Source organism: Corynebacterium maris DSM 45190, assembly GCF_000442645.1.
Lineage (GTDB): Bacteria > Actinomycetota > Actinomycetes > Mycobacteriales > Mycobacteriaceae > Corynebacterium > Corynebacterium maris.
This window is the reverse complement of record NC_021915.1, coordinates 783,262-805,960: the sequence shown is the minus strand read 5'-3', so window position 1 is coordinate 805,960 and position 22,699 is coordinate 783,262. Positions and strand designations below refer to the sequence as shown.

Genomic DNA, 22,699 nt, shown 5'->3' with positions numbered 1-22,699 from the left:
AATCTCACTGATCCGCTTTTTCCACAAAACCTGGAATCGTGTCCCGTGATTCCGGCCGGGTATCCTTGAGGAGGCCTAACAGGAGGAATCGTCGTGCCCGAATATGTGACCACCTTCGCCATACGCGGCGGCAGAGCACCGCACTTTTCCCGGCAGCTGGCCTGGCTGCGCGATACGGCGGCCCTTTCGCCGCTGAAGCTCACCGAGGTGCGCACCACGCTCCAGGAACTCGGGCCTGACGACGTCCGACCGGTCATCCGGGCCGACCAGGGGGCGGTGTCGGTGTCCATCCGCTCGCTTCCTGCCCTCCCCGAGTCTCATGTGCTCGACGCCGAACCCATCCTGGATCGCCGCGTCCAGCCGGTGTTCACCGGCCCCGATCTGGGCTGGCAGAACAGACAGCTGGCGCAGCTGGCGGCTCGCGGCGCAGTCGAGGGATTACTGGTCGACGAGGCCGGCGCCGTCATTTCGGCCGTCCGCTCCGGCCTGCTGGTGATCCTCCCCGGCGAGGTGGTCGTCTCCTCCCATCCCCGCACCCCGCAGTCGGTGATCCGCAACGCGGTGCTGGACTTACTCGCCGAGCGTGGCGTCACCGTCACCGAACGCCCGGCCGGGCTGCCCCTCTCGGAGCTGCGCGTCAACGAGACGTGGACGGTCGGGTCGGTCAACGGCGTGCGCCGGGTGACGGGCTGGCGGGAGTACGGCTCCGTGCTCACCGCGCCGACCCTGCCCGACGATCAGCGGGGCGGGGTTCCCACCGCCGACGAGGTGGAGACCCACCGGTGGGCCCACGCCGAGGAGATTTAGGAGAACAGCGGCCGCTCGTCGTCGAAGTAGTCGGGGTCCTCGGAGTCATCGGTCAGCGTGGTCTCTGAGTGCGCGCCGCAGCCGTAGGTCTGGTGGACGAGTACGCCGTCGGCGGAAAATTCATTCGCGCACACCCCGTAGGTCTGTCCGATGGCCCCGCCCGCCGGGAGGAAGAACGCGCAGGTGCGGCACGTCAGTTGCGCTTGTTCGGCGAATTCGGAGTTCGGGCCGTACTCACCGGTGCGCCAGCGCGTCAACGCCTCATTCAGGCCGGTGCGCGTCAAAAAGCTCTTCCGCTTGTCGACGCCCACATCCACCGCCTCCGGGTCGTCGGCGTCGTCGGTCAGGCGCACATCGTCCGGCGCCGGCGGCATGAGGTCGCCCGGGCCCAGGTCGCCGGGCAGGACACGCTGGTCATAAGGAACCCATTCCGGGGCGCGCAGCGCTTCCCCGGTGGGCGCGGGCACGAGCGCCACTTCGTTGACGGTGACGTAGTCGGAGCCGGACGCGCACGCCAGCACCGCGTTCCACTCCCAGCCGGGGTATCCCGGCACCTCGGCGGCGAACCGGTGGGTGGCCACGTTCGCGGTGAGACCGGACACGCCGACGTGTTCGCCCACGTCCCCCTCGCCGAGCTCCTCCAGGGCCCGGCGCGCGACGACGACGGCGTCGTTTCCCAGCAGCGGAGTGGTGCGGGTGGACGGCTTCTTACGGCTGCGGCGACGATTCGAATGGGACATACCCTCATTATGGGGCATCTGAGGCAAAATGAGGCCATGGCCTCCCCACGTCTGTGCGTGACACTCATTCCCCTGCTGGCTACGTCTCTGGTCGCCTGCGGTTCTGCCCCGGCTCCCGTGGAGCGTCTCACCGTCGAGGTGGTCGACGTCCACCCCTTCGACGAGACGAGTTTCACCCAAGGGCTGGAAGTCGACGAGGACGGGCGCCTGCTCGTGGGGACGGGGATGCGCGGTGACTCGCGGATCTACCGGAGCACGATCGACGGGCGGCAGTCAGACTCCCACGAGCTGGCCGACGAGTTCTTCGGCGAAGGGTTGACCCGGCACGGCGAGACCGTGTGGCAGCTGACGTGGCAGGCGGGCGTGGCCCTGCGGCGCGACGCCGACACGCTCGCCGAGGTGGGGCGGGCCGAATACGACGGTGAAGGGTGGGGACTGTGTTCCCGGCAGGACGAGCTGATCATGTCCGACGGCACCGACCAGTTGCGGCGGGTGGATCCGGAGACCTTCGCCGAGCGGGAGCGTTTTTCCGTCACCCTGGACGGGGAGCCGGTCACCGGGCTCAACGAGTTGGAGTGCGTTGACGGCGACGTGTACGCCAACGTGTTCATGGACGCCGACGTCATGCGCATCGATGCGGAGACCGGCGAGGTCACGGCGGTCATCGACGCCGCCGGGCTGGAGAACAACGCGGTTCCGGACCCGAACCATGTGCTCAACGGGATCGCCCACATCCCCGGCGGCGACCGGTTTTATCTGTCCGGGAAGCGGTGGCCGGACCTCTATGAAGTGCGCTTCGTCGCTTCCGGGCGGTAGCCGTTAAGATTTCAGGTCATGGCCACCCGTAAAGAGGCAAAACAGAAGTCGTTCATGCAGATCCTCGGTCTGCTCGTCGTGGTCATGCTCGTCGTGGCCGCAGTGGTGCTGGGACAGATGTGGTTGAGCTCTCGGCCCGCCCCGGAGCCGGAGGACGTCGCGGTCACCGCGTCCGTCGGAGACCGCTCCATCGAGGCCTCCCCCTACATGGTGTGCGCTCCGGGCGAGGAGTGCGAGGAGGGAGAGGTGCCCGTCCTGGAGGTCGGCGCCGACGAGAGCCTGACGATCACGGTGCCGGAGCCGATCTACGACCATGACTGGCAGCTGCTGACCATCTACGACGACCCGGGGGCCAACGATCAGCAGGTGCACGGCCCGCACGACACGGATTCCGTGGAGATCCCGGGGTCGGCGGAGCCGGTCGGTGATTCGGACGAGCGACCCCGCCTAGTCGTGGTGGAGGTGTCCAGCGTGATGATCGGCCACGACGAGGACGGGGTGGAGACCCCGTACACCACCGTGTGGTCCGTCTCCGCGCAGGCCACCGAGTAGTTTTTTCTTTAGGAGTCGAGCTCTTTGGCCACGGCGCGAAGGATCTCCGCGACCTGGCGCCCGGTCTTGCGGTCCGGGTAGCGTCCCGCAGACAGCGCCGGCTGGATCTGGCCCTCGATGACCGTCATCACGTCGGAGAGCATGCTGCCCAATTGCTCCGGCTTGCGCCGGGAGGCGGCGCGGCGACGCGGGGTGTCCAGGATCTTGATCCGCAACGCCTGCGGACCGCGGCGGGCGGCGGCGAAATCGAACTCGATCCGCTGGCCGGGGGCCAGCTCTTCCACCCCTTCCGGGAGGACGGACTTGCCGACGTAGACGTCTTCATCCCCCGGGTTGGAGACGAACCCGAAGCCCTTTTCAGCGTTGTACCACTTGACTTTTCCGATAGGCACGAAGCTCACCACTTTCAATTCCGCACGGACGTGCGCATTGGTTAAACAATAAATATTAGCAGCGCCCGGCCGGCAGGCACCAGTGCGTGCCTTCCGCCCCACCGAGGGGGCTGCGTCTCACAGGAATATAAATCAGGCTGAAAGCGAACTCACATTTTTGCAGTTCAACCCCCTCGCCCGTAACCCGATCGTCGCCGTTTTGAAATATTTCCGTGTCTCCAGCGTGACACATTCGTTACAAAGGGTTAGTGTCGTCGGCAGGCAAAAAGCCGGATGCGCCCCGTCCCCCGCCGAACCCTGTCCGGGACGGACACGCACGACGAGCATCCACCACCAAACTTACCGCAGACATCGATGGACAGGGGCGGGGGACCCACCGCGGCCACGCGCCGCACCGGGCGACCCGATCAACGACACGTCACCCTCGGGGTGAAGCCCGCCGCATACGCCGGCGGGCCGGGCACACCGTGAACCTCAGCCCGAACCCGACAGCTGACCCCGCAGGCGCCGCTTGAGAGGAACACACATGGCACGCTCCACGACCAAGAACTCGTCCGTCTTCACCAAGCTCGCGGCCTCCACCGTCGCCCTCGGCGCAGCCACCGCCCTGCTGGCCCCCACCGCCTCCGCCGCCCCGGACTCCGACTGGGACCGCCTCGCACAGTGCGAGTCCGGCGGCGACTGGTCCATCAACACCGGCAACGGCTACCACGGCGGCCTGCAGTTCTCTGCGTCCACCTGGCAGGCCTTCGGCGGCGGCGAATTCGCCCCCACCGCCAACCAGGCTTCCCGCGAGCAGCAGATCGTCGTCGCCGAGCGCACCCTCGCCGGACAGGGCTGGGGCGCTTGGCCCGCCTGCTCCGCCAAGCTGGGCCTGAACTCCGCTCCGACCCCGCGCACCGCCCCGACCGCGACGCAGTCCCTGCCGGCGGCCAACGCCCCGGTCCAGATGATGGCGGCCAACGTCGCTGCCGGACAGACCACCGACGAGCTCGCCGTGGACGCCCTGTTCGAGCTGCTGAAGGACACCGCAGCCGAGTACGGCGTCGACGTGCCGGCCCCGGTCGTGGACTTCTACAACGCCAACCGCCACGACTTCAACGCCTTCTACGCCGCCAGCCGCGGCGAGGTCGACGCGCTCCTGAGCAGCCTCTAAGCGCACGCCGCCCCAGAGACGCACAAGGCGCCTTCTTCCCCGCGGGGAAGAAGGCGCCCTTTGTCTGTGCCGCTAAAACTAGCGGTTCATCCGCGTGTACGGATGCACGTAGTTCAGCTGTTCGTGCGGGACAGGGAAAACCATGTCGTCGCCGTACTGGCTGGACGGGCCAGCCAGGTAGGACGTCATCTCGGTGACAGCGTGCTCACCCTCCGGCAGGTGCGTCGGCCAAGCCGGATCAACGAAGCGCTTCTTTTCTACGTTTGCCATACTCCCCATTGTGTCAAACTCGGGGAGAAAAAGTAACTGGAACGGGCACTACACTGACCTGCACCATGACTGACCCCACCCCCGCCACTCCCACCCCTCCGGATTTCCGCACGTGGATAGAGGGCCTCGACGATGAATCCCTCACTGAGCTGCTCCGGGCGCGTCCCGACGTCATTCAGCCTTTACCCCCTTCGATCACCCCCTTGGCTGGGCGACTGCAGTTGCGCGCTTCTGTCGCCCGAGCAGTGCGCTCCCTGACGTCCCTGCAGCTGGCCGCGGTGGAGGCCGCCGCCGACCTCGGCGCCGAGTTCACGCCCGTCACCCGCCGCCAGATCGTCGACGCCCTGACCTCCCGGGCGCCCAAGACAGTCGATCCCGGCCTCGCCGCCGCGGCCGTGGACGACCTGCTGCGCGCCGGCCTGCTCTACGGAGACGACCCCGTGCTGCTGGTGCGCGAGGCCATGAGCGTGCTCCCCGGCGGATGGCGCCTGCTCGGCGAGGACCCCGCCACCGCGGCCGACCTCACCGAGCGGGTCGCCTCCCTGGATCCGCGGGAACGCGCGGTGTTGGACACGCTGGCGGCCGCCGGCGGACTCGGCCACACCCGTGACGCCGCCGTCGACGCGGATCCCGCTCGTCCGGTCCCCCGACTGATCGCCGCCGGGCTGCTGGTCCGCGTCGATTCCGGGAACGTGCGCCTGCCGCGCGCCGTCGCTCAGGCGGTGCGTGGGGAAGCGCCCACCGACATCCCGCTGCACCCTTCGGCGCGCGTGCGCGGGGAGGCCGTCGCCGACCCCGACGCCGGGCGCCGCGCCAACGAGGCCGGCGCGGGCCAGGGGCTGGAGGTCACCCGCCGGATGAGCCGCCTGCTGGACCATCTGGGTGCGGCGCCGGTGGCGCTGAACCGGGACGCCACCGTCGGCGTCCGCGCCGTGGCCCAATTGGGCAAGGCGCTGGGGCACCCGGTCGCGGAGATCCATCAGCTGGTCAGCCTCGGGGTGGCGGCAGGGCTGATCGGCCGCGGTGAAATCATGGCGCTGAAGGCAGAAGAGGACGCGCAGTTTCTCGCCCCGACCAAGGTGGCCGGCGAATGGGCGGAAGAACCGCTGGCCACGCAGTGGGCTCGGCTGCTGGCCGGATGGTGGGTCAGCCCTTTCACGCACTGGCGGGCGGGTGAAAAGGACGACGCCGGGCAGCCGATCCGGCTGCTCGGCGACGCCTCACGCAACGAACGGCTATCCCAGCGACGGGCGTTGGTCACCGAACCGTATGTGCGGGCGGCGGAAGGGGTGGCGTTGAGTGCTGATGACCTGCTCGAAGACCTGCACTTCCTCTCTCCGTTGTCCGCGTCCGCCGGCCCGGCGGAGGAGACTACGGCGCTGGCGGAAGAAGCGCAGTGGATCGGCGCCGTGGCTGCGGGGGCGGCGACGACGTGGTTGCGGCTGTTGCACGCCGGTGACGACGAGGACGTCGCGGCGGCCGTCGCCGCGGTCACCCCGCCGGAGGTGGACCGAGTGATCGTCCAGGGCGACATGACGGTGATGGTGCCCGGCCCCCTCCCCCGGCAGCTGCAGTCGCAGCTGGAGCTCATGGCGGATCTGGAGTCACCTGGATTGGCCAGCGTCTACCGGATTTCGGAGGCGTCGCTGCGGCGGGCGCTGGACGCGGGGCGCAGCGCCGAGGACGTCGCCGGATGGTTCCAGCGCCACGCCCTCGGAGAACTGCCGCAGTCGTTGACGTATCTGGTGGCGGACGTCGCCCGCCGCCACGGCGGGCTGCGCGGTGGGGCTATCGCCAGTTACCTGCGCACCGAAGACCCGACGCTGTTGGATGCGGTGTTCGCGGGCCCGACGGCCGCGGAAGCGGGGCTGCGGCGGCTGGCGCCGACGGTGGCGGTCTCCGATCTGCTGTTGGCCGAGGTGTTGGAACGGCTGCGGGCGGGCGAGCATCACGCCGTCGCAGAGGACGCGGAGGGCTCGGCCGTGGACATCCGGCCGACCGCCGCGACGGTGCCGGCGGAGCGCCTGCGGGCGCCCGCCCGGCCGAAGGTGGACGACTCGCGGGTGGCGGCCGCGGTGCGTGCGCTCCGGCGTGGGGCTGCGGAAGGCGAGGACGGGGAGGATCCCCGAATCATCGCCGGCTCAGAGTCGCTCAGCGTGCTGCAGGCGGCGGCGCGCGGCGGCAAGACGGTGACGCTCGGGGTCGTCGACAAGCATGGCCGGGCGCTGCAGGCGACGGTGAAGCCGTTGACGGTCACCGGCGGGCAGGTCGACGCCGTCGACGAGAAGACCGGCAGGGTGCAGCGGTTTCTCCTGCACCGCATCACGCAGGTCATCGTGGATTAAAGAAAATTGTTACCCAATCCCGACAATTCGTTGGGTTTATGCAACAATGAGGGCATGTCCCCGAAACGGAAATCACGCCGCCCGCTCTTCAACCGGGTCCGCGTGCTGCGCACTGAACGGGACTTCTCGCGCGCCCACCTCGCCGAGCTCGTCGACGTCAACCCCCAGACCATCGGCGCCTTAGAGCGCGGCGACCACTACCCCAGCCTCGATTTGGCGATGCGCATCTGCGAGGTCTTCGAGCTGCCGGTGGAGGCCGTCTTCTCGCGTACCGAGTTCACCCCGCTCAGCCTCGACCAACTCGCTCCCCGACAAGGAGGCGCCCATGCCTGAGACCACCCTGCAGGAACGCTACTGGAACTACGTCACCTCCGACGGCCCGACGTTCCCCCGCCTGCGTAACCCCCGTGCCACCAAAGCGCTGATCACCACCTACGCCGTCATGATGGCCGCCGCCATCGTCTTCCAGCTCGCCATGTTCCGGTGGCCGCACGCCGTGTGGCTCTTTCTCGTCTGCCTCGTGATCGCGCTGGTCGCTTGGACGGTGCTGCGCTCCACGATCGGCGTGCGCGACGCAGCGCCCCGCGACCGGCTCGACGACTACGAGTCCGAGGTGCTCGCCGTCTGGCGTCAACGCGCCCTCAATGTGCTGCTGGTGCTACTCTTCATCGGCGCCCTGACTATCTTCACCGTGTCCACCTTCTTTTCCGGGGCATTGAGCCCCGCCACCGTCGGAACCGTCGCCGGGCTGTTCATGCTCTATTCCAGCAGCATCGTCAGCACCCTGCCCGCCGTCGGTTACGCCCTGACCTTCAACCGCGACGCCGACGAGGAGCGCTGACATGCCGTCCCTGCACATCGACCGCCTGAACAAGACTTTCGGGGACCACCGGGTCCTGACCGACATGACCTTCTCCGTCCGGGAAGGCGAAGTCTACGGCTTCGTCGGCTCCAACGGCGCCGGCAAATCCACCACCATGCGCATCGCCCTGGGCGTGCTCTCCGCCGACTCCGGACAGGTCCGCTTCGGCGACGCCCCACTCGACGACGACCTGCGCCGCCGCATCGGCTACATGCCCGAAGAACGCGGGCTCTACGCCAAAGAAAAGATCGCCGACCAGCTGACCTTCTTCGGCCGGCTGCACGGCATGCAGTCCGCGGCGGCGCGCACCAACGCGGAGACCCTGCTGGAACAACTCGGCCTCGGCGAGCGGATGGACGACCGGCTCGAAGCGCTCTCGCTGGGCAACCAGCAGCGCGTCCAGCTCGCCGCCTCCTTGGTCCACGACCCGGACCTGCTCATCCTCGACGAACCTTTCTCCGGCCTGGACCCCGTCGCCGTGGAGGTGATGAGCGAGATGCTGCTGGAGCGCGCCCGCGCCGGCGTGCCGGTGATGTTCTCCTCGCACCAGCTGGATCTGGTCCAGCGTCTCTGCGACCGGGTGGGCATCGTCGCCCACGGCAGCATGGTCGCCGAAGGCACCGTCGAGGAGCTGCGCGCCGGCGGCCCACTCCTCTACGACGTGGCCACCCCGGCCCGCGGCTGGTACCCGCCGGGTACGACGCTGATCGAGGAATCGCCCGAGGGTGTCGTCCTGCAGGCCACTTCACCCGAACAGGACCAAGAGATCCTGCGGGCGGCTTTGGACGCCGGCCCCGTGCACTCCTTTACCCGCCGGGTGCCCGACCTGACCGAATTGTTCCGCGAAACCGTGAAGGCTGTCTAACCCATGAGCTACTCCTCCCTCGGCACCGTCGCCGTCACCGCGAAACGCGAAATGGCCCTGGCCGCGAAAAACCGCGGCATCATCGTCTCCGTCGCCCTCATGCTCATCCTCGTGCTCGGGCTCATCGGGCTGGGCATGTTCTTCGACAACCGCGACGCCGAAGTCACCCCCGACGAGGTCGCCGTCGTCGACGTCGCCCCCGAATCCTTCACCGGCACCGGGGTGGATGCAGTCACCGTCGCGGACCGCGCGGCTGCGGAAGAAGCCGTGCTTTCCGGCGACGTGGAGGCCGCCGTCCTCCCCGCCGACGACGGTTGGGAATTACTGGTCGACGGCACCGCCTCCTTGAGCGTCAGCTCCGCCGTCAACCAGGCCGTGACCGCCGTCGCCATGAACGACACGCTGGCGGCGTTCGGGGTGGACCCGGCCGAGTTCGCCGAGACGTTGCCCGCCGCCACCGTCACCGAAACCGACCTCTCCGACGACGGTTCCCTCTCCGAGGGCGACCTGGCCACCCTGACGGTCGCCTTCGTCGCGGTCCTGCTGTCGTTGAGCATGATCATTTTCTTCGCCGCCAACATCGGCTCGCGGGTGACGGAGGAGAAATCCTCCCGCGTCGTGGAACTCGTCCTCGCGGCGGTGCGCCCCCTGGATTTCCTCGCCGGCAAGATCCTCGGCAACGCGCTCTTCGGGCTGCTCGCCTCCTTCCTGCTCATCGGGATCGGGGCGGCCGCGCTGGCCGCCTCCGGCCTGGTGGAGGGCATCTCCTTCGACTGGACGGCGTTGCCCCTGGTGTTGCTGGCCTTCATCATCGGCATGATCTTCTTCGGCAGCCTGTACGCCGCCGCCGGCGCCATGGTCCAACGCACCGAAGACCTGCAGACCACCCAGGGTCCGGTGATGATCCTGCTGCTGGCCGTGATTTACGTCGCCGCCTTCAGCTTCTCCCTCCTCGACGCCACCTGGGTGCAGGTCGTCGCATGGATCCCGCCGATCTCCGGGGCGATGGCCCCGCTGCAGTACGCCGCCGGCAACATGACGCTGTGGGAGGCGCTGGCGTCGCTGGGCATCTACGCTCTGGTGACCTTCGGGGCGCTGTGGCTGGTGGCGCGGATCTACCGCGCCGCGATCCTCAACAACGGCGCCAAAATGACCTGGCGGCAGGCGGTCACCGCGAAGACCGCGTAATTGACAGGTGCTGCATAATGGGAGGGATAGACACTGTGATCCCTTCTCGTTGAGGAGCATTTTTGGCATTCGGTGACGGTCCTTTAATCGTCCAGTCCGACAAGACCGTGCTGCTGGAGCTCGCGCATCAGCTGGCCGACGAAGCACGCGCCGCGCTGGCCCCGTTCGCGGAGCTCGAACGCGCCCCGGAGCACATCCACACCTACCGCATCACCCCGTTGGCACTGTGGAACGCGCGCGCCGCGGGACACGACGCGGAGCAGGTCGTCGACGTGCTCGAACGCTACTCCCGCTTCCCCGTACCCCAGGCTCTGCTCATCGACGTCGCCGAGACGATGAGCCGCTACGGGCGGGTGCGCATGCTCAAAAACCCAGCCCACGGGCTGGTGCTGGAGTCTCCGGAGCCCGCGATCCTGGCGGAGATTTCCCGACACAAAAAGATCGCCCCCATGCTGGGCCAGCGCATCGACGACGAGACCGTCGTCGTGCACCCTTCCGAACGCGGCCGAGTGAAGCAGGAGCTGCTCAAGGTCGGCTGGCCCGCCGAGGATCTGGCCGGCTACGTCGACGGGGAAGCCCACCCCATAGAGTTATCCGCCGAGATCGAGCCCTGGGAGCTGCGCGACTACCAGCGCTACGCCACCGAATCTTTCTGGGAGGGAGGATCAGGCGTGGTGGTCCTGCCCTGCGGGGCAGGCAAAACCATCGTCGGCGCCGCCTCCATGGCGCAGGCACGCGCCACCACCCTGATCCTGGTGACCAACACCGTCGCCGGTCGACAGTGGCGGGATGAACTGCTCAAACGCACCACCCTGACCGCAGACGAGATCGGCGAGTACTCCGGGGAGCGCAAGGAGATACGGCCGGTGACCATCGCCACCTATCAGGTGGTCACCCGCAAGACGAAGGGCGAATACCGCGCGTTGGAGCTCTTCGACTCCCGCGACTGGGGCCTGATCATCTACGACGAGGTGCACCTGCTGCCCGCCCCGGTCTTCCGCATGACCTCGGATCTGCAGTCGCGGCGCCGCCTCGGGCTGACGGCCACGCTGGTGCGCGAAGACGGCCGGGAGGGCGACGTGTTCTCGCTGATCGGGCCGAAACGCTACGACGCCCCGTGGAAGGAGCTCGAGGCCGCCGGCTACATCGCCACGGCCGAGTGCGTGGAGGTGCGTACCACCATGAGCGATGCCGAGCGCATGGTCTATGCCACCGCCGAAACCCGCGATCGATACCGGGTAGCCGCGGGATCAGACGGCAAACTGCGGGTCGTCGACGAGCTCCTGGCCAAGCACGACGGCCAACCGACCCTGATCATCGGCGCCTACATCGAACAACTCGAGGAAATCGCGCAGCGTACCGGGGCGCCGCTCATCGACGGGAAGACCTCCAATAAGCGGCGCGGGGAACTTTTCGACGCTTTCCGCTCCGGCGAACTCTCCGTCTTGGTGGTCAGTAAGGTGGCGAACTTCTCCATCGATCTGCCGGAAGCAGCCGTCGCCGTGCAGGTCTCCGGCACCTTCGGCTCCAGACAAGAGGAGGCCCAACGGCTGGGCCGGCTGCTGCGCCCCAAAGCCGACGGCGGGGAAGCCTATTTCTACACCGTCGTCGCCCGCGACTCCCTCGACGCGGAATATGCGGCGCACCGCCAACGTTTTCTTGCAGAGCAAGGTTACGCCTACCGCATCATCGATGCCGAGGACATCGACACCCTACAGATCTAGACCAGTACCCTGGGAGGCATCATGAAGGTCTTCACATTCGACGTCGACGAAGAGTTCGCACGCGCCAACAACGAATTCATCCGCAACACCCGGCAATTCCGCGTTAGCGGCATACTCCTCGGCATCCTCGCCGTACTCGGCGTCATCTACGTCTACTTCGGCCCCGGCGAACAATCCGCCTGGGCGCTGATGGTGCTCATTGTGGGCGTGCTCTTGGGCGGGGCGTTCGCGGCAGCCGGCATCGCCGCCGGAAAAAGCTCCGGCAAGGCGCAAGAGATGTACGATCGCTCCCCGCTCGTACCCGCCGTCGTCGCGGAGGTCCAAGAGAAGAACTTCCTCCTGCTCGCGCTGGTCAACACCAACGTCGACCCGGAGCTGCCGCCGCGCTGGGGTCTGGCCGCCGTCAAGGTCTCCGCCATCCCCGGCCTGCCCACCCCGCCGAAGCCGGGGACCAAGATCCCCTGCGCCGCCCTCCACGGACAGCGCACCTCCCGCGACAAAGACCACTGGCAGTCAATCACGCCCATGCCGATCGCCTGGGGGACCCCCGACGAAGACGTGGTCACCTTCGCCCGAAAGTCCATCCCCAACGACCAGTGGAACAAGCTCGACAATAACCGCAACAAGCTTGACGACGTCAAGGCCAGCGCCGACAACCTCATCGTGCTCTAGCCACTCCCCCAGCTTGTTCCAGCGCCGCCCTCACTCTGAGGGGCGGCGCTTTTCTTGTCAGGGAGGCGAGAGGACGATGCGTCAGCTAATGCCGTCATGGAGCTGAAGATGCAGCCGGACAACAGGAAACCGGCGATCTGCATGTGAGTGGCCCAGTTCCCGCCGCCGGCCATGACGATAAAGAAAGTGAATGCGACAGCGACGAGGCAATAGATGACTAGGCGACTGTGTGCCCGCAGCCGCCGCTGCCTTGACCAGATCCTCTCCACCGCCGCGTTCACCCCGACGAGCAGGAGATAGAAGGCAGTCCCGGCCAGCGCCCCAGGCACCACGTAGATCATGAGAATGCTTCCTTCATCAGTCCGGCGATCGGGGTGTTCACTCGGAGAGTAGCAGGCCTCAGGTTCTTCCTGTGCTCACCAGTATTTTCCGGATTCCAGAAGGAATGACTGAAGAAAGCACAAAAAGAGCCAGGCCCCGAACTCACTTTATGTGAGTTCGGGGCCTGGCTCTAGTACATACTGTATGTAGTTGTGTTTGTTGTTGGTCGGCGGTGTCTTACTCTCCCACACCCTCCCGAGTGCAGTACCATCAGCGCAGGTAGGCTTAGCTTCCGGGTTCGAAATGGGACCGGGCGTTTCCCTACCGCTATCAACCACCGACACACCCAATCAGAACAACACCACCGCAACCCTCCCCCACAAGGGAAGGCCGGTGTGTGTGTCCTGGGCAACCATCCCCACTGGGGGTGGTGTCGTGTCAGACACTGCATAGTAGACGCGAGTTATGTTTCTCATATCGTTGTTGTTTGTGCGGCAAAACGATCACACACGGTGTGTGTTAGTCGGTAAATTAGTACCAGTCACCTCCGCACATTACTGTGCTTCCAGATCTGGCCTATCAACCCCATCATCTTTAGGGAACCTCAACAGAAACCTCATCTCAAAATAGGCTTCCCGCTTAGATGCTTTCAGCGGTTATCCCGTCCGTACGTAGCCAACCAGCCCTGCTCCTGGCGGAACAACTGGCACACCAGAGGTACGTCCGTCCCGGTCCTCTCGTACTAGGGACAGCCTTCTTCAAGTTTCCACGCGCGCGGCGGATAGAGACCGAACTGTCTCACGACGTTCTGAACCCAGCTCGCGTGCCGCTTTAATGGGCGAACAGCCCAACCCTTGGGACCTACTCCAGCCCCAGGATGCGACGAGCCGACATCGAGGTGCCAAACCATCCCGTCGATATGAACTCTTGGGGAAGATCAGCCTGTTATCCCCGGGGTACCTTTTATCCGTTGAGCGACACCACATCCACACGTTGGTGCCGGATCACTAGTCCCGACTTTCGTCCCTGCTCGAGCTGTCACTCTCACAGTCAAGCTTCCTTGTGCACTTACACTCACCACCTGATTACCAACCAGGCTGAGGAAACCTTTGGGCGCCTCCGTTACCATTTAGGAGGCAACCGCCCCAGTTAAACTACCCACCAGGCACTGTCCCCGACCCAGATCATGGGCCAAGGTTGAGACATTCAATCCGACCAGAGTGGTATTTCAACAACGACTCCACAACCACTGGCGTGGCTGTCTCATAGTCTCCCACCTATCCTACACAAGCCGAACCGAACACCAATACCAAGCTATAGTGAAGGTCCCGGGGTCTTTTCGTCCTGCCGCGCGAAACGAGCATCTTTACTCGTACTGCAATTTCACCGGGTCTGTGGTTGAGACAGCAGGGAAGTCGTTACGCCATTCGTGCAGGTCGGAACTTACCCGACAAGGAATTTCGCTACCTTAGGATGGTTATAGTTACCACCGCCGTTTACTGGGGCTTAAATTCTCAGCTTCGAGGACTTACGTCCCCTAACTGGTCCTCTTAACCTTCCAGCACCGGGCAGGCGTCAGTCCGTATACCTCAACTTAATCGTTTTCGCACGGACCTGTGTTTTTGATAAACAGTCGCTTCCCTCTATTCTCTGCGACCCACCACAGCTCCCACCGTAAAGGTGTTCACCGTGTTGGGCCCCCCTTCTCCCGAAGTTACGGGGGCATTTTGCCGAGTTCCTTAACCACAGTTCACCCGACCGCCTTAGTATTTTCTACCTGACTACCTGTGTTGGTTTCGGGTACGGGCCATGTGCATACATCGCTAGAGGCTTTTCTCGACAGCACGGGATCACCGACATCACCCTAATAAGGGCTGCGCATCACGTCTCAGACATATGAGGTACGGATTTGCCTATACCTCGTCCTACACGCTTACACCACAATCCAATAAGTGGCACGGCTACCCCACTGCGTCACCCCATCACTTGGCTACTACCAGTTCAGGCCCCACGCACGCACCATCACCAGACCCGAAGGCCCAGACAATGGGTTGTGGGTGGTTAGTATCACTGATTCACCACTGGGCGCATACACACGGGTACGGGAATATCAACCCGTTATCCATCGACTACGCCTGTCGGCCTCGCCTTAGGCCCCGACTCACCCTGGGAAGACGAACTTGACCCAGGAACCCTTAGTCATCCGGCGGTAAGGATTCTCACCTTACTCTCGTTACTCATGCCTGCATTCTCACTCGCACACAGTCCACCACCCCTTACGGTATGGCTTCACCCCATGCACGACGCTCCCCTACCCAATATCCCCAAGGGATATTGCCGCGGCTTCGGCGGTGTACTTGAGCCCCACTACATTGTCGGCGCACAACCACTCGACCAGTGAGCTATTACGCACTCTTTCAAGGGTGGCTGCTTCTAAGCCAACCTCCTGGCTGTCTTCGCGATCACACATCCTTTTCCACTTAGTACACCCTTAGGGGCCTTAGCCGGCGATCTGGGCTGTTTCCCTCTCGACTATGAAGCTTATCCCCCACAGTCTCACTGCCGTGCTTATACCTTCACCGGCATTCGGAGTTTGGCTGACATTGCTAAGATTGTAGTCCCGCTCAACCAACCAGTAGCTCTACCTCCGGGAAGAAACACACGACGCTGCACCTAAATGCATTTCGGGGAGAACCAGCTATCACGGAGTTTGATTGGCCTTTCACCCCTACCCACAACTCATCCCCTCAGTTTTCAACCTAAGTGGGTTCGCGCCTCCACGACGTCTTACCATCGCTTCACACTGGCCATGGGTAGATCACCCCGCTTCGGGTCCAGGACATGCCACTAAACACACTCGTTAGTATTCGCTTTCGCTACGACTACCCCACACGGGTTAACCTCGCGACATGCCGCTGACTCGCAGGCTCATTCTTCCAAAGGCACGCCATCACACATAAGAAGTGCTCTGACGGCTTGTAAGCGCACGGTTTCAGGAACTATTTCACTCCCCTCCCGGGGTACTTTTCACCATTCCCTCACGGTACTATCCGCTATCGGTCATACTGAGTATTCAGGCTTACCGGGTGGTCCCGGCAGATTCACAACAGATTTCACGAGCCCGTTGCTACTCGGGCACCACAACAACACAGCACACATGGCCTTCATGTACGGGACTCTCACCCACTTCGGTAGCCCATTCCAAGGCACTTCCACTAACCACACGCGTCTATGCTCCCAGCCGGCAGACCAGGATATGTTGCGAGCCCACAACACCGCATGCACAACCCCTGCCGGGTATCACGCACACACGGTTTAGCCATCCTCCACGTTCGCTCGCCGCTACTAGCAGAATCATTGTTATTTTCTCTTCCTGCGGGTACTGAGATGTTTCACTTCCCCGCGTCACCCCCGCACACCCTATGAATTCAGATGACGGTCACCACCCATAACGGTGATGGGGTTTCCCCATTCGGACATCCTCGGATCAACGCTTTGTTGGCAACTCCCCGAGGCATAACGCAGCCTCACACGTCCTTCATCGGCTCAGTATGCCAAGGCATCCACCGTACGCCCTTAAAAAACACACACAACAACACCCAAAGGTGTTGCCTGTGGTCTTACACGTACAAAATCACAAACAATAAAGAAATCACACACACCACCTTTGATGGTGTGTACGATGCTCGCGTCCACTATACAGTTCTCACACAACACAACCCCCACCCACCACAACCCAGCCCGAACGAGCACAGATCATGACGATGTGAACGGTTTACCCAGGACCATGTTGTCCCAGACACCCAACAGTGTGCCAACCACCACCCACCATAGGGGCAGCGCTTTTGCTTCGTGACGACCATGACCCCGACGCACATTCTTGTGCGACAGGCGGTGTTCCACTCCATACTACGGTGGCAGACACACATACGGCGTCTCAACCACCAGGCGCACACCACGGCTACTGCCGCGGGTGACTGACAATAAAATCTCCTTAGAAAGGAGGTGATCCAGCCGCACCTTCCGGTACGGCTACCTTGTTACGACTTCGTCCCAATTGCCGATCCCACCTTCGACGGCTCCCCCCACAAGGGTTGGGCCACCGGCTTCGGGTGTTACCAACTTTCATGACGTGACGGGCGGTGTGTACAAGGCCCGGGAACGTATTCACCGCAGCGTTGCTGATCTACGATTACTAGCGACTCCGACTTCATGGGGTCGAGTTGCAGACCCCAATCCGAACTAAGGCCGGCTTTAAGGATTAGCTCCACCTTGCGGTATCGCGACCTGTTGTACCGACCATTGTAGCATGTGTGAAGCCCTGGACATAAGGGGCATGATGATTTGACGTCATCCCCACCTTCCTCCGAGTTAACCCCGGCAGTCTCTCATGAGTCCCCACCACAACGTGCTGGCAACATAAGACAAGGGTTGCGCTCGTTACGGGACTTAACCCAACATCTCACGACACGAGCTGACGACAACCATGCACCACCTGTACACCAGCCACAAGGGAAGGACTATCTCTAGCCCGGTCCGGTGTATGTCAAGCCCAGGTAAGGTTCTTCGCGTTGCATCGAATTAATCCACATGCTCCGCCGCTTGTGCGGGCCCCCGTCAATTCCTTTGAGTTTTAGCCTTGCGGCCGTACTCCCCAGGCGGGGCGCTTAATGCGTTAGCTACGGCGCAGGAACCGTGGAAGGTCCCCACACCTAGCGCCCACCGTTTACGGCATGGACTACCAGGGTATCTAATCCTGTTGGCTACCCATGCTTTCGCTCCTCAGTGTCAGTGACTGCCCAGAGACCTGCCTTCGCCATTGGTGTTCCTCCTGATATCTGCGCATTTCACCGCTACACCAGGAATTCCAGTCTCCCCTACAGCACTCAAGTAAGCCCGTATCGCCTGCAATCCCAGCGTTAAGCGCTGGACTTTCACAGACGACGCGACAAACCACCTACGAGCTCTTTACGCCCAGTAATTCCGGACAACGCTCGCACCCTACGTATTACCGCGGCTGCTGGCACGTAGTTAGCCGGTGCTTCTTATCCCACTACCGTCACCCCGAAGGGCTTCGTCGTGGGCGAAAGGAGTTTACAACCCGAAGGCCGTCATCCCCCACGCGGCGTCGCTGCATCAGGCTTGCGCCCATTGTGCAATATTCCCCACTGCTGCCTCCCGTAGGAGTCTGGGCCGTATCTCAGTCCCAATGTGGCCGTACACCCTCTCAGGCCGGCTACCCGTCGACGCCTTGGTAGGCCATTACCCCACCAACAAGCTGATAGGCCGCAAGCTCATCCCACACCGATAAATCTTTCCACACCCCACACAAAAGGGGCGTGAATATCCGGTATTAGACCCAGTTTCCCGGGCTTATCCCGAAGTGCGGGGTAGATCACCCACGTGTTACTCACCCGTTCGCCACTCGAGTACCCCTGCAAGCAGGGGCCTTTCCGTTCGACTTGCATGTGTTAAGCACGCCGCCAGCGTTCATCCTGAGCCAGGATCAAACTCTCCACAAAAAATCTGTCAAAGATTTCAAGCTCGTGAAAAGCCTGTACTCCCAACAAACAACATAAACAACCAGCACACCACCACACGTGGTGGCGTCACTCGTTATCCAAAACTTTTACCGACAAAATGTCAGCACAAAACTCACGCCACTTCCTTAACCCTTGACGGGGCACATCAAGGAAGTAGCTCATATGTGAGATTGTCTCTGCCGGCACCAGCAACACCCACACGATCAACGCGCAGGCCAGCTTTTAAGGATGAGGACTCCGTCACTGGGAGGAGCCCATCACCCGGCACCACCACCACACCCCAACCATCAAGGCCAGGACGTGAGGGCAGACACAATCGTCACGACCACCCACCACACCAAAAAGGCACGGCACGTGGCACTAAACAAAAGTACATTGGCACACTATTGAGTTCTCACACAACACACGCACACACGTCCTGCGGAACCGATCGTGCTGATCGTGTTCGTTAGTCTGTGTGGCTGGAAAACTTACTTTACAAGAGCCACTCTCGGAGTGTCAACTCGGTGTTTGTTTTCCGTATTTGTTTTGTTTTCACACTGTCTCCGTGTTCGTAACCTCTCGGTCACTGTGTCGCGGCGACTTGATCTACATTAGTCAGAGCATGCCCGCAGACGCAAATCACGCCCACAACCGTGTTCGTTTCCGCAGATCAGGGTACGTTTTCACCATCACCACCATCACACACAACTCCACCAATGTCTGCGCCACCACGACTACTGGGGCAATCTCGTAGCCCGCACCCAGCGCCAAGATGAACGGCAGGATAATAAGCGAGTTACGCGTAGTGACGGCGAAGGCGACGGCCACACCATCGCGGTAGGTGGAGCCCGTGAGCTTGGAGGCCCCCACTCCGACGAGGTTCATGATCACGGCGAAAAGCACGTAGATCCCCAGCACCACCGCCAACTCGGAAAGGTGTTCTGCGACCTGGCCGGCGTAAGCCGTCACAACGGTAAAGAGGGTCAACATCATCAGCGGAACCATGATTTCGTCCGCCAGCCGCACCACTCTCTGAGCCGGCGCCGAACGCCCGGCAAACAGTTGCACCACAAAGGCTCCGGTGACAGGGGCAAGCAACATCCACACCAGCGCGTGGAGGAAAGGCCCCGGAGCCAAGACCTGCGGCGCCCCCTCCCCCAGAAACATCCGGAGATAGACCGGTAAGAGAAGCATCTGTCCGAGCAGCAGAATCGGCGTCAGGCTGAGCAGCTTGTTCCGCGCTCCCCCGGCGAGCCCGGTGAAAGAAACGACGTAGTCCACGCACGGGCTGAGTAAAACGATGAGCACGGGAACGAAGAACGTCAGGTCTCCGCGCAACGGCAGGGTCAGTGCCGCGACGATCAGAGGGACCGCCAAGAAGTTCAGCCCCAGAACAAGGGCGGTGAAGCGGACGTCGATACGCAGCGTGGTCAGCGGCAACGTCAAAAATGTCGCGAACAGCAACGCCACGAGGATGGGAGTGACGAGGACGGACAGACCGTCCGCCCCCGGTATCTGTGCGGCGGCCAGGCCGAGCGCGATCGCCCCGAGATACGCGCCGACCTGGTGCTCATCCAGCCATGCGAGCATTAGTGGTAACAGGCCAACAATCCGTCTGGGCCGTCAATGACCTGAATCTTCGTGTTGAAGATGTCGGTCAAGAGGTCGTCCTTCATGATGTCTTCGACAGATCCGAAAGAGACCATCTGCCCGTCTTTGACGGCGCAGATGTAGTCCGCGTAGCGGGCCGCGAAGTTGATGTCGTGCAAAACCACGATGATCGTGCGGCCGAATTCACGGGCGGCGTCCCGCAGGTGACGCATCATCTGCACGGAGTGTTCAATGTCGAGGTTGTTCAACGGTTCATCGAGCAGGACGTAATCCGTCTCCTGACAGAGCACCATGGCCACGTAGGCGCGCTGGCGCTGACCACCGGAAAGCTGGTCCAGGTAACGGTCTTCAAGGGCGGCGAGATTGAAAAAATCGATGTACCGGGAGACGATTTCCTCGTCTTGCCTGGTCAATCGGCCACCGGAATACGGGAATCGGCCGAAGCCCACCAGCTGACGGACGGTCAGCTTGGTGATGAAGTGGTTCTCCTGCCGCAGCACCGAGATGATCTTGGCCAGGTCTTTGGACTTGGTCTTGGTGATGTCATGCTCGGCGATGGTGATGTCACCGGAGTCCATGGTCAGCAGTCGCCCGATCATGGTCAGCAGCGTGGACTTGCCGGCGCCGTTCGGCCCGATGAGCGCGGTGATGCCGCCGGCCGGGATCTCCAGGTTGACTGGGCCGATCGCGACGTCGCTGTTGTATTCCTTGCGGACGTTGGTCAGTGTGATCACAGTCGTCCCCTCCTGAGGATGACGATAAGAAAGACGGTGCCGCCCACGACCTCGATGAGGATGGACACCACGCCTTGGGCATAGAAAATGTGGTTCATCACGAAGTATGCGGTGGTCAACACCGCGAAGCCGATGACAGCCGCCATCGGGAAGATGTACCGGTGATCGTAAGTGTCGGCGAACAGGTAAGCCAGGGTGGCCACCAAGAAACCGAGGAAGGTCATCGGACCGACGAGCGCCGTCGACACCGCCATCAACAAGGAGATGAGGACCAAGGTGTACACGGCGTTGATCTTGTGGTTCACGCCGAGGCCCATGGCCGCGTCCCGTCCCAGGCTGAGGACATTGAGCTTGCGGGAGTTGAGGTAAAGCAGTGTCGCGGCGATCAGGCACAGCGGGATCGCCACCGGGTAATAGTCACTGTCCGCGTTGTTGACGGAGCCGAAGAGCCTCGCCGTGAGAACGTCGAACTCGCTCGGCGTCAGCAGTCGCTGCATGAACGTCGAGATGGAGCCCAAGCCGCCGCCGATGACGATGCCGATGAGCAGCATCGCGTGAATATTGGCGTACCTGCTGGTTAGCAGCCAGGAATAGAGCACCAGGCTCAGACTGACCATGATGATGAGCTGGAAAACGAACATGCTCAGGTTATGGGCGGCGGCCAGGCCCACGGCGCCGAACAGGAAGACCGTGGCGGTGTGGATCACCGTGTACAGGGACTCAAAGCCCATGATCGACGGCGTGATCACCCGGTTATTCGTCACGGTGTGGAACGCCACCGTCGCCGCGCCTTGGCAGAGTGCGACCACCGCGATGGCGATGACCGAGTTGGCGCGGCGCTCAGCGATGAGCCAGAACTGGTCCGTGCCGAAAGGCATCGGGTTGTTGTAGGCCAGCAACCCGAAGGCGCTCAGGCCGCCGAGAACCAGCATCGAGATCATCAGGATCCAGTACTTACGACGGCTGGTGCGGGATTTGAAAGCGCCGGTGTGGCGCGAAGTGTCCACCGTCGCGGCGGTGGACGTGGTGTCAGCGGTAGTCATTGGCTCCGGCTACCCCTTCCGCGCTTGCTTGAGGATGAGGAAAATAAAGACGACCGCGCCGACGATGCCGAGGATCACGGAGACCGGCATTTCGAAGGGGGAAATGACGGTGCGCCCGATCAAGTCACACACGGTCACCACCGCGACGCCCAGCAACGCCACCCACGGCAGGTTGGTGCGCAGGTCGTCGCCGCGGAACATGGAGACGATGTTGGGCACGATCAGCCCGAGGAACGGCAGGGAGCCGACCACCACGGTGACGACGCCCGTCGCCACGGCGACCAGTGACGTGCCGATCAGCAGCATGCGGTTGTAGTTGATGCCCACGTTGGTGGCGATGTCCTCGCCGAGGCCGGCCACGGTGAGGCGGTCGGCGTAAAAAACCACGGCGACCAACACCAGCAGCACGATCCAGAGAACCTCGTACTGGCCCGAGTACACCGAGGTGAACGAACCTGCGAACCAGATGCCGAGCTGCTGGAGCATGTCCACCTGGAGGGCGAAGAACGTGGATACCGCCCCGACGACGGCGCCCAGCATGATGCCGATGATCGGCACGATCAACGACGAACGCAGCGAGACGCGCCGGATCACCGCGAAGAAGACCATGGTTCCGACGAACGCGAATGCGACGGCGCCGACCATGCGCTCCAGCACCGTGGCCGCCGGTACGAAGTACATGACGAAGAGCAGGCCCAGGCCCGCCCATTCGGTGGTGCCGGTGGTGGTGGGTTCCACGAAGCGGTTTTGGGTGAGAAGCTGCATCACCAGTCCGCTCATGGCCATCGCCGCACCGGCGAGAACCAGGGCGATGGTGCGGGGGACGCGGGTGGTCAGGAACATTTCCCGACCGTCTTCCTGGGAAAACAGGCTGTACTCACCGACGAAGAGCGACACCATCAGCAACGCTGCGACGGCGAGGGTGGCCACCAGGAGTTGCCAGCCCTCTTTTTTCTTTCGGGCGCGGGCACGCAGCTCACGCTGCTGTGCGGTTTCGGCCATGACCATGTTCTTCTTAATACCTAAGGGAATCCGACGACAGAAATAAGATCGAACTTAGGAACACCTTAGTCCTG

The 22,699-nt window shown here is 63.1% G+C and carries 19 protein-coding genes, 3 rRNA genes and 1 riboswitch; of the genes, 11 read left to right on the top strand and 11 right to left on the bottom strand.

What is annotated here, in order from left to right; translation table 11 throughout:
• The first annotated feature begins 93 nt into the window (after positions 1–93).
• Positions 94–807, top strand: coding sequence for an aminotransferase class IV (locus B841_RS13290; protein ID WP_020934174.1), 714 nt, complete (start codon positions 94–96; stop codon positions 805–807).
• On the opposite strand, the gene B841_RS03850 is transcribed toward B841_RS13290, so the two are convergent.
• Positions 804–1,547: a DUF3027 domain-containing protein gene (locus B841_RS03850; protein ID WP_020934173.1), complete on the bottom strand. Its 744-nt coding sequence runs from the start codon at positions 1,545–1,547 to the stop codon at positions 804–806. The genes B841_RS13290 and B841_RS03850 overlap by 4 nt on opposite strands.
• 36 nt (positions 1,548–1,583) lie before the next feature.
• Between B841_RS03850 and B841_RS03845 the strand changes: the two genes are divergently transcribed.
• Positions 1,584–2,363, top strand: a complete 780-nt coding sequence (locus tag B841_RS03845; protein ID WP_020934172.1) for a glutaminyl-peptide cyclotransferase — start codon at positions 1,584–1,586, stop codon at positions 2,361–2,363.
• An 18-nt stretch (positions 2,364–2,381) separates the two neighbouring features.
• A complete protein-coding gene (locus tag B841_RS03840; protein ID WP_020934171.1) occupies positions 2,382–2,915 on the top strand; it encodes a DUF2771 domain-containing protein in 534 nt (177 codons plus the stop codon).
• 8 nt (positions 2,916–2,923) lie between these two features.
• Here the strand turns inward: B841_RS03840 and B841_RS03835 are convergent, their stop codons facing one another.
• Complete coding sequence (locus B841_RS03835; RefSeq protein ID WP_020934170.1) at positions 2,924–3,307, bottom strand: cold-shock protein; 384 nt, start codon at positions 3,305–3,307, stop codon at positions 2,924–2,926.
• A gap of 333 nt (positions 3,308–3,640) precedes the next feature.
• Positions 3,641–3,830, top strand: a riboswitch (cyclic di-AMP (ydaO/yuaA leader).
• Between the two features lie 3 nt (positions 3,831–3,833).
• Here B841_RS03835 and B841_RS03830 point away from each other — a divergent pair.
• Entirely contained in the window at positions 3,834–4,463 is a 630-nt protein-coding gene (locus tag B841_RS03830; RefSeq protein ID WP_020934169.1) for a resuscitation-promoting factor Rpf1 domain-containing protein, read from the top strand.
• Positions 4,464–4,541: 78 nt separating this feature from the next.
• Here the strand turns inward: B841_RS03830 and B841_RS03825 are convergent, their stop codons facing one another.
• Entirely contained in the window at positions 4,542–4,733 is a 192-nt protein-coding gene (locus B841_RS03825; RefSeq protein ID WP_020934168.1) for a hypothetical protein, read from the bottom strand.
• A gap of 65 nt (positions 4,734–4,798) precedes the next feature.
• Between B841_RS03825 and B841_RS03820 the strand changes: the two genes are divergently transcribed.
• The 7 genes from B841_RS03820 (at position 4,799) to B841_RS03790 (ending at position 12,389) form a co-directional block, all read left to right on the top strand.
• Positions 4,799–7,078 (top strand): helicase-associated domain-containing protein, encoded by a 2,280-nt coding sequence (locus B841_RS03820; protein WP_041631732.1) that lies wholly within the window; start codon positions 4,799–4,801, stop codon positions 7,076–7,078.
• Positions 7,079–7,132: 54 nt separating this feature from the next.
• Positions 7,133–7,411 (top strand): helix-turn-helix transcriptional regulator, encoded by a 279-nt coding sequence (locus tag B841_RS03815; RefSeq protein WP_020934166.1) that lies wholly within the window; start codon positions 7,133–7,135, stop codon positions 7,409–7,411.
• A complete protein-coding gene (locus B841_RS03810) occupies positions 7,404–7,919 on the top strand; it encodes a hypothetical protein (RefSeq protein ID WP_020934165.1) in 516 nt (171 codons plus the stop codon). Before B841_RS03815 ends, B841_RS03810 begins: the two co-directional genes overlap by 8 nt.
• Before the next feature lies 1 nt (position 7,920).
• A complete protein-coding gene (locus B841_RS03805; protein WP_020934164.1) occupies positions 7,921–8,805 on the top strand; it encodes an ABC transporter ATP-binding protein in 885 nt (294 codons plus the stop codon).
• 3 nt (positions 8,806–8,808) lie between these two features.
• Complete coding sequence (locus B841_RS03800; RefSeq protein ID WP_020934163.1) at positions 8,809–9,993, top strand: ABC transporter permease; 1,185 nt, start codon at positions 8,809–8,811, stop codon at positions 9,991–9,993.
• 62 nt (positions 9,994–10,055) lie between these two features.
• Positions 10,056–11,717, top strand: coding sequence for a DNA repair helicase XPB (locus B841_RS03795; RefSeq protein ID WP_020934162.1), 1,662 nt, complete (start codon positions 10,056–10,058; stop codon positions 11,715–11,717).
• 21 nt (positions 11,718–11,738) lie between these two features.
• On the top strand, positions 11,739–12,389 hold the full coding sequence (locus B841_RS03790; protein WP_020934161.1) for a DUF3239 domain-containing protein: 651 nt from the start codon (positions 11,739–11,741) through the stop codon (positions 12,387–12,389).
• Here B841_RS03790 and B841_RS03785 read toward each other — a convergent pair.
• From B841_RS03785 to B841_RS03750, 8 genes are all read right to left on the bottom strand, one after another.
• Positions 12,386–12,730, bottom strand: a complete 345-nt coding sequence (locus B841_RS03785; protein WP_020934160.1) for a hypothetical protein — start codon at positions 12,728–12,730, stop codon at positions 12,386–12,388. The two genes, B841_RS03790 and B841_RS03785, sit on opposite strands and share 4 nt — an antisense overlap.
• Before the next feature lie 204 nt (positions 12,731–12,934).
• A 5S ribosomal RNA gene (gene rrf / locus B841_RS03780) occupies positions 12,935–13,052 on the bottom strand.
• 169 nt (positions 13,053–13,221) lie between these two features.
• Positions 13,222–16,300: ribosomal RNA gene (locus tag B841_RS03775) — 23S ribosomal RNA — on the bottom strand.
• 408 nt (positions 16,301–16,708) lie between these two features.
• Positions 16,709–18,232, bottom strand: a 16S ribosomal RNA gene (locus B841_RS03770).
• The 16S, 23S and 5S rRNA genes sit together here, the layout of an rRNA operon.
• Before the next feature lie 642 nt (positions 18,233–18,874).
• Positions 18,875–19,825 (bottom strand): hypothetical protein, encoded by a 951-nt coding sequence (locus B841_RS03765; RefSeq protein ID WP_020934159.1) that lies wholly within the window; start codon positions 19,823–19,825, stop codon positions 18,875–18,877.
• Positions 19,825–20,580, bottom strand: a complete 756-nt coding sequence (locus B841_RS03760) for an iron ABC transporter ATP-binding protein (RefSeq protein ID WP_020934158.1) — start codon at positions 20,578–20,580, stop codon at positions 19,825–19,827. The genes B841_RS03765 and B841_RS03760 overlap by 1 nt, the downstream gene beginning before the upstream one ends.
• Positions 20,577–21,623: an iron chelate uptake ABC transporter family permease subunit gene (locus B841_RS03755; RefSeq protein WP_020934157.1), complete on the bottom strand. Its 1,047-nt coding sequence runs from the start codon at positions 21,621–21,623 to the stop codon at positions 20,577–20,579. Before B841_RS03755 ends, B841_RS03760 begins: the two co-directional genes overlap by 4 nt.
• 9 nt (positions 21,624–21,632) lie before the next feature.
• Positions 21,633–22,631, bottom strand: coding sequence for an ABC transporter permease (locus tag B841_RS03750; RefSeq protein WP_020934156.1), 999 nt, complete (start codon positions 22,629–22,631; stop codon positions 21,633–21,635).
• Between the last annotated feature and the right edge of the window lie 68 nt (positions 22,632–22,699).